The organism is Actinorugispora endophytica (genome assembly GCF_004363075.1).
In the GTDB taxonomy this organism is placed as follows: Bacteria; Actinomycetota; Actinomycetes; order Streptosporangiales; family Streptosporangiaceae; genus Actinorugispora; species Actinorugispora endophytica.
The window spans coordinates 133,695-145,942 of the sequence record NZ_SNYN01000007.1 but is presented as its reverse complement, the minus strand read 5'-3'; the positions used below and the strand labels follow the sequence as shown (position 1 = coordinate 145,942).

Annotated in this window: 14 protein-coding genes; 8 read left to right on the top strand and 6 right to left on the bottom strand. The window is 73.1% G+C overall.

The annotated features are described in order from the left end of the window. Positions 1-96: 96 nt before the first annotated feature. The 5 genes from EV190_RS12235 (at position 97) to pheA (ending at position 3,477) form a co-directional block, all read left to right on the top strand. Positions 97-585, top strand: a complete 489-nt coding sequence (locus EV190_RS12235; RefSeq protein WP_243742529.1) for an ATP-binding protein — start codon at positions 97-99, stop codon at positions 583-585. A 142-nt stretch (positions 586-727) separates the two neighbouring features. Next, entirely contained in the window at positions 728-1,081 is a 354-nt protein-coding gene (locus EV190_RS12230; protein WP_279536614.1) for an STAS domain-containing protein, read from the top strand. A 6-nt stretch (positions 1,082-1,087) separates the two neighbouring features. Then, positions 1,088-1,918, top strand: a complete 831-nt coding sequence (locus EV190_RS12225) for a glycosyltransferase family 2 protein (protein ID WP_133741647.1) — start codon at positions 1,088-1,090, stop codon at positions 1,916-1,918. A gap of 64 nt (positions 1,919-1,982) precedes the next feature. After that, positions 1,983-2,471 carry a DUF4446 family protein gene (locus EV190_RS12220; protein ID WP_243742527.1) on the top strand — a complete coding sequence of 163 codons (489 nt, stop codon included), beginning with the start codon at positions 1,983-1,985 and terminating at the stop codon, positions 2,469-2,471. Between the two features lie 58 nt (positions 2,472-2,529). After that, on the top strand, positions 2,530-3,477 hold the full coding sequence (gene pheA / locus EV190_RS12215) for a prephenate dehydratase (protein WP_133741646.1): 948 nt from the start codon (positions 2,530-2,532) through the stop codon (positions 3,475-3,477). Between the two features lie 87 nt (positions 3,478-3,564). On the opposite strand, the gene EV190_RS12210 is transcribed toward pheA, so the two are convergent. Both EV190_RS12210 and EV190_RS12205 read right to left on the bottom strand, forming a co-directional pair. Then, positions 3,565-5,187 (bottom strand): apolipoprotein N-acyltransferase, encoded by a 1,623-nt coding sequence (locus EV190_RS12210; protein ID WP_133741645.1) that lies wholly within the window; start codon positions 5,185-5,187, stop codon positions 3,565-3,567. Positions 5,188-5,199: 12 nt separating this feature from the next. Next, positions 5,200-5,814, bottom strand: a complete 615-nt coding sequence (locus EV190_RS12205) for a DedA family protein (RefSeq protein ID WP_133741678.1) — start codon at positions 5,812-5,814, stop codon at positions 5,200-5,202. A 305-nt stretch (positions 5,815-6,119) separates the two neighbouring features. On the opposite strand from EV190_RS12205, the gene EV190_RS12200 reads away from it, so the two are divergent. Together EV190_RS12200 and EV190_RS12195 are read left to right on the top strand one after the other, a co-directional pair. Beyond that, positions 6,120-7,301, top strand: coding sequence for a sensor histidine kinase (locus EV190_RS12200; protein WP_341770547.1), 1,182 nt, complete (start codon positions 6,120-6,122; stop codon positions 7,299-7,301). Then, positions 7,292-7,936, top strand: coding sequence for a response regulator (locus EV190_RS12195; RefSeq protein WP_133741644.1), 645 nt, complete (start codon positions 7,292-7,294; stop codon positions 7,934-7,936). Before EV190_RS12200 ends, EV190_RS12195 begins: the two co-directional genes overlap by 10 nt. Positions 7,937-8,016: 80 nt before the next feature. Here the strand turns inward: EV190_RS12195 and EV190_RS12190 are convergent, their stop codons facing one another. Continuing rightward, complete coding sequence (locus EV190_RS12190) at positions 8,017-8,394, bottom strand: DUF4267 domain-containing protein (protein WP_133741643.1); 378 nt, start codon at positions 8,392-8,394, stop codon at positions 8,017-8,019. 106 nt (positions 8,395-8,500) lie between these two features. Here EV190_RS12190 and EV190_RS12185 point away from each other — a divergent pair, with 106 nt between their 5' ends. Continuing rightward, on the top strand, positions 8,501-9,079 hold the full coding sequence (locus EV190_RS12185) for a TetR/AcrR family transcriptional regulator (protein WP_133741642.1): 579 nt from the start codon (positions 8,501-8,503) through the stop codon (positions 9,077-9,079). A gap of 126 nt (positions 9,080-9,205) precedes the next feature. Here the strand turns inward: EV190_RS12185 and EV190_RS12180 are convergent, their stop codons facing one another. The 3 genes from EV190_RS12180 to EV190_RS12170 all read right to left on the bottom strand — a co-directional run bounded on the left by EV190_RS12180 (position 9,206) and on the right by EV190_RS12170 (position 12,236). After that, positions 9,206-9,793 carry a GNAT family N-acetyltransferase gene (locus tag EV190_RS12180; protein WP_133741641.1) on the bottom strand — a complete coding sequence of 196 codons (588 nt, stop codon included), beginning with the start codon at positions 9,791-9,793 and terminating at the stop codon, positions 9,206-9,208. A gap of 154 nt (positions 9,794-9,947) precedes the next feature. Then, positions 9,948-11,231: a dihydrolipoamide acetyltransferase family protein gene (locus tag EV190_RS12175; protein ID WP_133741640.1), complete on the bottom strand. Its 1,284-nt coding sequence runs from the start codon at positions 11,229-11,231 to the stop codon at positions 9,948-9,950. A 9-nt stretch (positions 11,232-11,240) separates the two neighbouring features. Next, positions 11,241-12,236, bottom strand: a complete 996-nt coding sequence (locus EV190_RS12170; protein ID WP_133741639.1) for an alpha-ketoacid dehydrogenase subunit beta — start codon at positions 12,234-12,236, stop codon at positions 11,241-11,243. Positions 12,237-12,248: the final 12 nt, after the last annotated feature.

The following is a 12,248-nucleotide window of genomic DNA, read 5'->3' as shown; positions in this document are numbered from 1 at the left end:
CGAGACCAGCCGGGGCGTGCCAGCGCCACACCTTCGCGCCGTCGTGCCGGTGTCCGGTGCGGTGGGGGGAACGCGCCGGGGGAACAGGAGAAGGACGTGTCGAGGGCCGTACTGCTGCCACATGCGCCGTCGAGTGTCACCAGCGCGCGTCAGTACCTCTGCGCGGACCTGCGCGCCTCAGGGGTGGGACGGGCCGAGGTGGACGACGTCGCGCTCGTCATCAGCGAACTGCTCAGCAACGCGCTGCGCCACGCGGCTCCGCTTCCCCCGCCCTACCCCCCGGACTCGGTCCGGGTCTCCTGGTCCCTCGTCAGGGAGGCCCCCGAGGAGGAGCCGGAGGCGGAGGGCTGGGTGGAGGTGTCGGTGTGCGACGGCGGGGCCGAGACCCTGCCGAGGATCGCGCGCCCCTCGATCTCGGCGCTGGGCGGCCGGGGGCTGGGGATCGTGCAGCGGCTCGCCGCGAAGTGGGGCACCGAGGTGGACGAGTCGACCACGACGGTCTGGGCGGTCATCGACATCCCCGTCCTGGGAGCGGCTCCGGGGGAGAGGGCCCCCTTCGTGTCCTCGCAGTCGTCGCGGGTCTGATCCCGGTCCCGTGGCGCTCCCGGGACGGGCGGCGGGGGTTCGGGAACGGGAGTCCGCGCTGGTCGCGGGGATGTCGAGACGATGGCGCGAAACACCGCCGACGAGGTGGCCACGGCTTCGGGCTGCCGCTACAGTCACGACTGTGGAGTTGAAGATCTCGAGTCGGTCTCAGGGGTGTCACACGTTGGTCGCCGTTCGCGGTGAGATCGACCTTTACACGGCGCCGCTCCTGCACGGTGAACTCGTCGACATGCTGGACGACGGCGCCGCCAGGCTCGTCGTCGACATGTCCGGGGTGGAGTTCTGCGACTCCACCGGGCTGAGCGTCCTGCTGTCGGCCATGGAGAGGGCGCGGGAGAGGGGCGGCGACCTCGAACTGGCCGCGCCCAGGTCCGCGGTCGTGAAGATCCTGGAGATCACCGGGCTGGACGCGGTCTTCGCCGTCTGCGAGTCGGCCGACGTCATGGAGGACGCCATCATCGGTGCGGCCAAGTAGGCGGGCATGGACTCTTCGACGGAACCGGGGCGTGTCGCGGTCGTCATCCCGGCCAGGAACGAGGGGGACCGCGTCGCGGCCACGATCGGCGCGGCCCGCGGGCTTCCGGGGGTGGACCTCGTCGTCGTGGTCGACGACGGCTCGTCCGACGACACCGTGGCCGCCGCGCTCGGCGCCGGGGCCCGGGTCTTCCGGCACGGCCGGAACCGGGGCAAGGGCACGGCCATGGAGACCGGCGCCGAGGCCGTCGGGATGATCGAGGAGCGCGAGGCGGCCTCTGGGGTCTCGGACGGCCCGCGCCACCTGCTGTTCCTGGACGCCGACCTGGGCGCGACGGCCGCGGCGGCGGCTCCGCTGATCGAACCGGTGCGCGCGGGCGCCGCCGACATGACCGTCGCCCTGTTCCCGACGAACCGGACGCGCCTGGGCGGCCACGGCTTCGTCGTGCGCCTGGCCCGCGGCGGCATCCGCCGCGCGACCGGCTGGGAGGCCGAGCAGCCGCTCAACGGGCAGCGCTGCCTGACCAGGAAGGCGTTCGGGGCCGCTCTGCCGCTCGCCCCCGGGTTCGGGGTGGAGACCGGCCTGACCATCGACCTGCTGCACCGCGGATTCGTGGTGCTGGAGGTGGAGGTTCCGATGGAGCACCGCGCCACGGGCACCGACCTGCGCGCCCAGTTGCACCGCGCCCGCCAGTTCGCCGACGTCGCACGCGCGCTGGCGGTCAGGGACCTGCGTCCGGCGATCGGCCGGGCGCTGCGCCGGGCCCGGCGGGACTCGGGGGCCGCGGACCTGTCGGTCGCGTTGGGCGGAACGCGGAGCCGGAACGAGAAACGCTGAACGTGTTCGATGTAAAACTCTGAGTAACGACTAGTCTCGTTCTGTGCTGTCAATCATTCTGTCCGTGACGGGTTCGTTGCTGGGAGCGAGCGGGCTGCTGCTCGGGCTCCTGGCCCTGCGGCGGGCGAGGTCGGCGGTCAGAGACTGCCGGACCGCCGTCCAGCGGTTCGCGCCCGACGCCGGAGGCGTCGACCTGCGCTCCATCCGGGACATCGCGATGGTTCGCTACGACGCGCTCGAGGAGATGTCGGGCGCGCGCTCGTTCTCCCTGGCCATGCTCAACACCGCCGGCGACGGAGTCGTGCTGACCTCGATCAACGGTCGTACCGAGTCCAGGACCTACGCCAAGATCGTCGAGGGAGGGGAGGCCGCCGAGGCGCTGTCCCCGGAGGAGTACCGCGCGATCCGCGCCGCCAGGCTGGGTCAGGGGCCGGACGGGTCCCCGACCGGGGGGAACGGCCTCGGGGCGGTGTCGGTGGTCCCCGCGACGGGGCCCGGCGCCGACGGCCCGGGAAGGCCCCGGGCAGCGGACCCGGCGCGGCCGAAGGGCTGATCGGACGGGCGCTCCCCGGTCGGCACGCGGTCCGAACCGGGACGAGTAACCTGCTTACATGTCGAACCGCTATGCCTACCTGGGCCCCGAGGGAACGTTCACCGAGGCCGCGCTGCGGGCGCTCATGCCGACCGCGTCCACCGGTGACCTCGTTCCGTGCGCGGGAGTGGACATGGTCTTCGCGGCGGTTCGGCGCGGCGAGGTGGACGGCGGCGTCGTCCCGCTGGAGAACTCCGTCGAGGGCGGGGTTCCCGCCACCACCGCGGAACTCGTCGGCGGCGACCCGCTGTTGATCGCCGCCGAGGTCGCCGTCCCGGTGGAGTTCACCCTGTTCGCCCGTGAGGGGACGACGCTGGCGGACGTCAAGCGGGTGGCCTCCCACTCCCACGCGCTGGCCCAGTGCAGGGGCTGGCTGGCGGCGAACCTCCCCGACGCCGAGACCTTCACGGTCTCCTCCACGGCCGCCGCGGCCCAGGCCGTCGCGGAGCCCGGCGCGCCGTACGACGCCGCGGTCTCCGCCCGGATCGCCGGAGCCCGGTACGGCCTGGCCCCGCTGGTGGAGGGCGTGGGGGACCGTACCGAGGCCGCGACCCGGTTCGTCTACCTGCGACGGCCGGGCGCGCTTCCGGAGCCGACCGGAGCGGACCGCACCTCGTTGGTGGCCTTCCTGCCGGAGGACCACCCCGGCGCCCTGGTGGAGCTGCTCAACCAGTTCGCGGTACGCGACGTGAACCTGACCCGACTGGAGTCCCGCCCCACCGGCGACGGCCTCGGCACGTACTGCTTCTTCATGGACGCCGACGGCCACGTGGCCGAGGCCAGGGTCGGCGAGGCGCTGATGGGGCTGCGCCGGGTCTGCGAGGACGTGCGCTTCCTCGGCAGCTACCCGCGCGCCGACGCCGACTCCGACCCCACCCCGTTCGTGCCGCGCGCGGGCACCACCAACGCCGACTTCCACGAGGCCGAGCAGTGGCTCACCCGGATCCGCTCCGGGATCGTCGACTGAAGGGCTTCCGGCGCGGGAGTCGTTCGGAGGCGGTGCCCGGATCCTCCCGAGCCGCGGCGCGGCCGGCCGGTCCCCGCTACGGGCGGGTCACCCGGCCGACCCGCCGAGCCGCCTCCGTCCGGGGAACCCTCCGGCGTCCTGCGCCCGAGGCCCGCCGGTCGGGTCGCCGGGGGTGCTCCCGCCCCGGCGCCGCGGCAGGGCGCACAGCGCGGCCAGGAGCACGACGGTGACGACGCAGAGCCAGGCGAAGAGGTCGCCGACGACGGAGTACACCGTGGTGACGCCCCGGGTGGGGACGAAGGCCACCATGGTCTGCTGGTCGGTGGTGAAGTAGTCGGTGGTGGCGAGTGGGCGCCCCTGGTGGTCGACCGCGTTGGCGCGGCCCCGACTGGCCTGTCGGAACACCGAGAACCCGTTCTCCACCGCGCGGAAGACGGAGTTGCGCGCGTGCATCTCCTTGATGCCCTCCCAGGTGTTGGCCCCGACGATCATGATGTCGGCGCCCGCGGCGCCGCCCTGCCGGAGCAGTCCGGGGAAGTCGGCGTCGTAGCAGATGACGTTGGACAGCCGCCCGAACGGGCTCTCCTCGACGGGGAGCACCCCGGGTCCGGCGTCGTAGGGCTCCAGGACGGGGATGGGCCTGCTCTTGTCGTACTTCCAGGCCACCTCGCCGTCCGGGGTCACCATGACCATCATGTTGCGGATGTGCGGGGCGCGCTCGGTGTAGACCGACATCCCCGCGTCGACGTAGACGCCGTGCCGCCGGGCGACGTCCTGGATGTCCGCGATGAGCCGGTCCTCGCCGGACTCCAGGGTGAAGGCGGCCGACTCGGGCCACACGACGATCCGCGCGCCGGCCTCGGCCTCGCGCTCGGTGTTGGCCAGCAGTTCGCCGTTGACGGCCGCGAACTCCTCGCGCATCAGCTCGGGGTCGGCGTCCAGGAGCTTCTCCAGCGAGTCGTACTCCCGGAAGGTCGGCACCAGTTCCTCCCACGCCGGGACCGAGGTGGTGACGCCCGCGATCCGCACGGTCTCGGCCGACGGCGGGGCGAACGCCAGGCGCGCGCCTCCGGCCAGCATGACGAGTCCGAGCGCGCCGGCGCAGCAGGCGGCGGCGGTCCGGGCGGGGCGGGAGAGGAGGCCGCGGTCCCAGAGCAGGGCCGTGGTCGAGGCGGCCCAGGCGACGAGGAAGCTCACGCCGTACACGCCGGTCACCGAGGCCGTCTGGATCAGCGGCAGGTTGCCGTGCTGGGTGGCGCCCAGGACCCCGTAGATGGTGCCGAAGGGGGTCGCGGACGCCACCGCGAACTCCACCGCCGCCTTGGTCGCGGGGAACACCAGCGCGGACAGCAGCAGGCCGCGGGACTCCAGTCGGGGGGCCGCGAACCGGTCCACCAGGAACGGCACGGCCTGGGCCGCGGCCAGCGGCAGCGTGATCACCAGGATGGGCGCGGAGAGCAGGTCGGCGTGGTGGAGCCAGCAGAGCATCGCCAGGGCGGTCGAGGCCCAGATCCCCGCGACGGCGGCGGGGGTCCCGCCGGTGCGGGTGAAGCGCAGCAGCAGGACGGGGTAGACCCAGGCGACGAGGGCGATGTCCCACACGGCCTGCATCGCGAACAGGGACAGGGCGGTTCCGGCCAGCAGCCAGGCGCCGCGCCGGAACGCCGATGGCGCGACCCGGGCGCGCGCGGCGGGTTCGGTCGTTGTCATGACGGGGCCGTCCTAGGGGGTCTCGGCGGGGCGGTGGCGGCCGGTGCCGGAGGAGGCGCTCCAGAGTTCACGCAGGCGGACCGCGACGAAGCAGAGGACGGCCGCGCCCACCGCGGCCACGACCGCCTTGGACGCCACGCCCGCGTACTGCTCGACCAGGTGCCAGCTCTCCCCCAGGAGATATCCGGCCAGCACGAACGCGGTGTTCCAGATCAGGCTGCCCAGAGCCGTGAAGGCCAGGAACACGGCCATCGGCATGCGCTCGATCCCGGCCGGGACCGAGATGAAGCTGCGGAACAGCGGGATCATCCGGCCGAGGAACACCGCCTTGGCCCCGTGCCGTCGGAACCACGCCTCGGTCCGGTCGACGTCGGAGACCTTGACCAGGGGGACGCGGGAGGCCAGCGCCCGGAAGCGGTCGCGGCCCAGCAGCGCCCCGATCCAGTACAGGGCGAGCGCGCCGACGACCGATCCGGCCGTGGTCCACGCGATCGCCTCGACCAGGCCCAGCTCGCCCCGACTGGCGGCGAAACCGGCCAGGGGGAGGATGGCCTCGCTGGGGATGGGCGGGAACAGGTTCTCCAGGGCGATGGCCAGTCCCGCTCCGGGGCCGCCCAGGGACTCCATCAGGCCGACCACCCACCCCACGACGCCGTCGTGGGACTGGGCGGGGGCCGCCAGGTTCCGGAATGGAAGGTCCACGTGGTACTCCCGATCGTTCGCGAAGAGCCCACCGCGAGGCGGGGCCTCGAACGGAGGGGCCGGTCGTGTGTCCGGCACGCGGAGAACGCTACGAGCGGCGCGGCCCGGTTCCCATGGGGTCGACCGCCGGATCAGAGCCGGAGTCCAGCACCCGTGATATGCGGAACACCGCAGTACCGCGCCGTCCGCGCGCTGGCTACCCTTCGGAGGGATGAGAACGGGGACGGCGCGTGGTGCGGACGAGGGAGAGCGGCGGTGCCGCCCGAGAGCGGGAGCGCGCGGCCCGGAGGCTGCGCGGCTGGATGCTGGCCGTGGCCGGAGCCGCCGCGGGCGCCCTGACCGCGCTGGTCGAGCTGGGGTTCCTCCTGGCGGTGACGGCCGCGGCGGTCCCCCTGCTGCCGCTGCTGGCCTGGCGGTCCGCCCGGAACCGGGTCGGACGGGTGCTCGGCGGCGGCGCGCGCGTGCTCACCGCGCTCGAACTGCGCCGGCTGGCGGCCCTCTTCGGCACCGAGATCGCGGGACGGCCCGGGGGAGCCCGGTCCTTCGGCTACCTGGCGGCCCGGTGTCCCGTCGGGCTGTTCGGCGGGATCGTCCTGGCGGTCTTCCCCGCGGGGGTCTACCTGGTGCTGTCCCCCCTGGAGGTGCTGGACGGCAACGACCCGGGGATCGTCGTCTTCGGTCTGGTGTTCATGTACCTGAGCGTGCAGGGCACCGTCGGGCTCGTGGGGATGGAGCGGGAGCTGGCGCGGTGGCTCCTCGGGCCCAGCCACCAGGACCTGATGGAGCAGCGGATCGGGCAGCTGACCGAGAGCCGGGCGGGGATCATCGCGGCCGTCGACGAGGAGCGCCGCCGCATCGAGCGGGACCTGCACGACGGCGTCCAGCAGCGGCTGGTGGTCCTGGGCATGCTCCTGGGCCGCGCGCGCCGCGGACCCGACCCGGACAAGGGCCGCGAGCTGCTCGGCCAGGCGCACGAGGAGGCACGCCAGGCGCTGAGGGACCTGCGGGAGGTCGCCTGGCGGGTCTACCCCACGGCGCTGGCCGAGGCGGGCCTGCACGCGGCGCTGGGAGCGGTCGCGGAGCGGTCGAGCGTCCCGATCAGCCTCGACTACCGGCTCCCGGGTTCGCCCGAGCCCACGGTGGCGACCGTCGCCTACTTCGTCGTCGCCGAGGCCGTCACCAACGCGATCAAGCACTCGGGGGCCGACCTCATCACGGTCCGGATCACCGGGCAGGAGAAGGAGAGGACGATCCACGTGCGGATCAGCGACAACGGCGGAGGCGGCGCCGACCCCTCGGGGACCGGCCTGGTCGGGCTGGCCCGCCGGGCCGCCGCGCTCGACGGGCGCCTGCGGGTGGACAGCCCGCCGGGCGGTCCGACCACGGTCACCGCGGAGCTTCCGTGCGGGTGACCCTGGCCGAGGACTCGGCCCTGCTGCGCGAGGGGCTGGTCCGGCTCCTGGAGGACGAGGGGCACGAGGTGGTCGCGGCGGTCGGGGACGCGGACGCGCTGCTGGAGGCGGTCGGCCGGGACGCGCCCGACGTCGTGGTCGTGGACGTCCGCATGCCGCCCACCCACACCGACGAGGGGCTCCGCGCCGCCGTGCGGATCCGCCGCGAGTCGCCGCGCGTCGGCGTGCTGGTGCTGTCGCAGTACGTGGAGAAGCGCTACGCCACCGAGCTGTTCACGGAGAACACCGAGGGGGTCGGCTACCTGCTCAAGGACCGGGTGGTGGAGGTCGACGAGTTCCTCGGCGCGCTGGAGAGGGTGGGCGCCGGGGGAGCGGCGTTCGACCCGGAGGTGGTCCGGCAGCTGCTCGCCCGCAGCACCCGCGCCGACCCCCTGGGCAGGCTCACCGCCCGGGAGCGCGAGGTCCTGGACCTGATGGCGCAGGGGCACACCAACGGGGCCGTCGCCGCCCACCTGTACATCTCGCAGAGCGCGGTGGAGAAGCACGCCAACGCGATCTTCGACAAGCTCGACCTGGGCGACACCAAGGGCTACAGCCGCCGCGTCCTCGCGGTGCTGCGGTACATCGGGAGCTAGATCGTCGATGGGGGACGGGGCGCCCGCCTCACCCGTCCGCCAGTGGACGCGGCACCCCGCCGAGGCGGAGTGGCGAGCGGCTACGCGATGAGGAGGGGCACGCTGATCGCCAGCATCACCGCCGCGGTGGCGCCGTGGACGCCGTAGGCGGTCGCCTTGGGCCCGTTGCTGCGCAGCACGATCAACGCGTCGCCCGCGGGGATGACGGCCATGACCAGAATGAACCAGCCCAGCAGGTGGGGTGTCCCGCCGACCAGCAGGACGAAGACGAAGAGCCCGCAGGCCAGGTCGCGCATGGCCTTGACGGTCAGCCATGCCCGGAAGCTGCGGTCCTCGGTCGGTGTGTCGGGGATGCCGAAACCGGCTGCGGCCCGCGGAGCCCAGAACGGAAGCGCGCCCATGAAGATGACGGCCACGCCGACCAGTCCGGCGAGCGCGGTGGCGACGGTGGTGAGCATGGTTGCTTCCTCTCGATAGCAGCGCCCTGTTTTCTGTCAGCGCTAGATTTCATGTTGACGATAGCAGTACCTCTGACAGGATGACTAGTGTTGCTAGGGTGCCGTCATGTCCGCCATCAAAGAGCGCCGTGAACGTGAACGCGCCCAGCGCCATCAGCTGATCATCACAGCAGCCCGCGAACTCGCCGAGGCCGAAGGCTGGGAGGCGGTGACGACACGGAGGCTCGCTGAGCGCGTCGAGTACAGCCAGCCCGTGCTCTACAGCCACTTCAGGGGCAAGGACGCCATCGTCCGCGCCGTCGCGATCGACGGCTTCGGCGAACTCGCCGCCCATCTGCGCCGTGCCCGGTCGGCCGCCCCCGAGCCGCGGCAGGCCCTGCACGCCGTCTGCCGTGCCTACCTGGGGTTCGCCACCGAGCGGCCCGCCCTCTACAGGGCCATGTTCGTCATGCCGACCGACGTGAAGTTCGCGCACGCCGAGACGCCGCCCCAACTGCGCGCTTCCTTCGACGAGTTCGTCAGCTGCTTCCGTCCGGACAACGCGCGACGCGAGCTGTCCGCCGAAGTCGTCTGGAGCGCGTTGCACGGCATAGCCGTTCTGTCGGACAGCGGCCGTATCCCCCCGGACGGTCAGAAGGAGCGGCTCGACTTCCTCGTCACCCGGCTCGCCGACACCGCGAGCTGACCCGCTCCACGCCATGTGAAGGGCCCCTGGAAGGCCGAGGGCCAGTGCCGGGCCACTGGTGTCCCGCGTCCGCCTCCCCGGCCCCGCCGGGTGTCCGAGACGGCGTGGGCGCGCGGGCCCGGCGGCTCAGTCCCGCAGCATGCACCAGGTCCGGGGAGCGCCGCCCGGGGGCTCCAGCTCCGCCGTCACCCCGAAGCCGAGACGCTCGTAGAAGCGGACGTTGCGCTCGGCGGAGGTCTCCAGGTAGGCGGGGACGCCGCTCTCCCGGGCCGACCGCAGGCCCGGGGCCAGGACGCGGGCGCCCAGGCCCCGGCCCTGGGCGCCGGGACGCACGCCCACCGTGGCCAGGGTCCAGTGGGGTCCGTCGGGGCGGTGCGCGGCCAGGGCCTCCTCCGCCTCGGCGACGGCGGCCAGCCGGTCGCCGTAGAGCCCCAGCAGTCCGGGGTCGGCGAACACCTCCGGCGGGACCGCGGAGCCGGCCGGGACCCACAGCGCGGCCGCGGCGCCGCCGCCCGCGACGTGGAGCGTGCCGAGGGGGAGGCCGACACGGGCGGCGAAGTGGTGCTGCGCCGCGCGGAGCCGGCGCCGGTGGCCGTCCGGGGGGAGGGCCCACCGGGTCCAGGCGTAGTCGGCGAAGGCGTCGGCCAGCGTGTCCGCGACGACGCCGAGGTCCGCCTCCACGGCCTTCCGCACGTCCGTCTCACCGGTCTCCACGCGGTCTCCTCTCCTCCACGCGCCCGTGCTCGTCACCGGTCCCGACTCTAGCGGGGCCCGGACCGGGGGGCGTACCGCCCGCGTCCCGCAGACGCGGCGGAGACCCGCCCCCGGTGGATGGGGACGGGCCTCCGCCGCGGTTGTTCCCGAACCGCTACAGGATGATCCGCATGGGCTCTTCGAGGACCTCGGCGAGCTCCTTGAGGTAGGCGGCGCCGACCGCGCCGTCCACCGCGCGGTGGTCCACCGACAGCTCCAGCGCGATGGTGTTGCGGGCGACGATCTCGCCGTCGCGCACCACCGCCTGCTGCTTCATCGCGCCGACGGCGAGGATCGCGGCCTCCGGCGGGTTGATGACGGCGGAGAAGCTGTCCACGCCGAGCATGCCCAGGTTGCTGACGCTGATCGTGCCCCCGCTCATCTCCTTCGGGGTCAGCTTGCCGTCGCGGGCCTTGCCCGCGAGCTCGCGGGAGCGCTGGGCGATCTCCGACAACGGCAGCTTGTCGGTGTCGTGCACGACCGGGACCACCAGGCCGGTGTCCACCGCCACCGCGATGCCGACGTTGATCCGGTTGTGCTGGAGGAGCCGCTCGTCCACCCAGGAGGAGTTCACCGCCGGGTGGCGGCGCAGCACCGTCGCCACGGCCTTCACGATCAGGTCGTTGAAGCTGACCTTCACGCCGGTCGGGGCGAGCTGCTCGTTGATCTGGGCCCGGAGCGCCTTGAGCGCCTCGGCGTCGATCGTGCGGCGCAGGTAGAAGTGCGGGACCTCCTGCTTGCTCTGGGTCAGGCGGCGGGCGATCACCTTGCGGATGTTGGTGATCTTGACCTCTTCGGAGTCCCGGCCGTCGTCGAACGACTGCTGGGGCGCCGCCGGGGCCTGGGCCGGAGCGGAGGGAGCGGCCTGCGCGGGAGCGGCCGGGGCCTGGCCGTCACGCGACTTGGCGGCCGCCTCGATGTCGGCGCGCACCACGCGGCCCTTGGGGCCGGACCCCTTGATCTGCCCGAGGTCCAGGCCGTACTCCCGGGCCAGGCGGCGGGCCAGCGGGGAGGACAGCGGGCGCGGGCCGTCGCCCGCGGGCTCGGCCTCCTCGGCGGGCGCCGCCGGGGCCTCGGCGGGAGCGGCCGGGGCCGCGTCCTCCGCGGGGGCCTCCCCCGCGGCCTCCGGGGCCTTCGTGCCGGAGTCCTCCGGCACGGCGTCCGGGCTGTCGCCGATGACGCCGATCACGGCGCCGATCGGTACGGTCTCGCCCTCGCTGACGGCCTGCTTGACCAGGTAGCCGTCCTCGTAGGCCTCGTACTCCATGACGGCTTTGTCGGTCTCGATCTCGACCAGCACGTCACCGGAGGAGACCTTGTCGCCGACCTGCTTCAGCCAGGAGCTGATGACGCCTTCCTCCATGGTGTCGGAGAGGCGCGGCATGTAGATATCAGACATCTGTGTTCCTTAACCGACCCGCCGGCCGACGGCGCTCAGGGTTTCGTGGATGACGGTGGTGATCGACTCGGCCGACGGCATCGCCGCGGTCTCCAGCGGTTTGGCGTACGGCATGGGGACCTCGGCCATCGCCACCCGGCGGACCGGGGCGTCCAGGTAGTCGAACGCGCCCTCCTGGATGGAGGCGGCGATCTCGGCGCCGATGCCGTAGGTCAGCCAGTCGTCCTCGGCGATGACGGCGCAGCCGGTCCTCTTGACCGACTCCACGATCGTCTCCCGGTCTAGCGGACGGAGGCTGCGCAGGTCAACGACCTCCACGCTGATTCCCTGCTCGGCCAGCCGCTCGGCCACCCGCGTGGTGACCGCGGCCATCCGGGAGTACCCGATGAGGGTGATGTCGGTGCCCTCGCGGGTCACCGCGGCGCGGCCGATCTCGGCGACGACCTCCTCGTCGGGGACCTCGCCCTTGGTGTTGTAGAGGCCCAGGTTCTCCAGGAACAGCACCGGGTCGTCGTCGCGGATCGCGGCGCGCAGCATGGCGGCGGCCTCGGCCGGGGTGCTCGGCGCGAGCACCTTCAGGCCGGGGATGAAGGAGTAGAACAGCTCGATGTTCTGCGAGTGCGTCGCGCCGAGCTGCTGACCGCCGCCGCCCGGGGTGCGGATGACCATCGGAACGCTGGTCTGGCCGCCGAACATGCCGTAGATCTTGGCGGCGTGGTTGATGATCTGGTCGATCGCGATCAGCGAGAAGTTGATCGTCATGAGCTCCACGACCGGGCGGAGGCCCAGCATGGCCGCGCCGATCGCGGCGCCGACGAACCCCTCCTCGGCGATGGGGGTGTCGCGCACCCGGCGCTCGCCGAACTCCTTGAGCAGGCCCTCGGTGATCTTGTACGAGCCCTCGAAGACGCCGATCTCCTCTCCGAGGAGCAGGACGTTCTCGTCCCGGTGCATCTCCGAGCGCAGGGTGTCGCGCAGGGCTTGGCGGTAGGTGATGACGGACATTGTGCGAACCGC

Excerpts from the sequence above, each read along its gene's own strand:
- EV190_RS12170 (WP_133741639.1), bottom strand. The coding sequence starts at position 12,236 with ATGTCCGTCATCACCTACCGCCAAGCCCTGCGCGACACCCTGCGCTCG.
- EV190_RS12185 (WP_133741642.1), top strand. The coding sequence starts at position 8,501 with ATGTCCGCCATCAAAGAGCGCCGTGAACGTGAACGCGCCCAGCGCCAT.
- pheA (WP_133741646.1), top strand. The coding sequence starts at position 2,530 with ATGTCGAACCGCTATGCCTACCTGGGCCCCGAGGGAACGTTCACCGAG.
- EV190_RS12205 (WP_133741678.1), bottom strand. The coding sequence starts at position 5,814 with ATGGAGTCCCTGGGCGGCCCCGGAGCGGGACTGGCCATCGCCCTGGAG.
- EV190_RS12175 (WP_133741640.1), bottom strand. The coding sequence starts at position 11,231 with ATGTCTGATATCTACATGCCGCGCCTCTCCGACACCATGGAGGAAGGC.
- EV190_RS12210 (WP_133741645.1), bottom strand. The coding sequence starts at position 5,187 with ATGACAACGACCGAACCCGCCGCGCGCGCCCGGGTCGCGCCATCGGCG.
- EV190_RS12225 (WP_133741647.1), top strand. The coding sequence starts at position 1,088 with ATGGACTCTTCGACGGAACCGGGGCGTGTCGCGGTCGTCATCCCGGCC.
- EV190_RS12190 (WP_133741643.1), bottom strand. The coding sequence starts at position 8,394 with ATGCTCACCACCGTCGCCACCGCGCTCGCCGGACTGGTCGGCGTGGCC.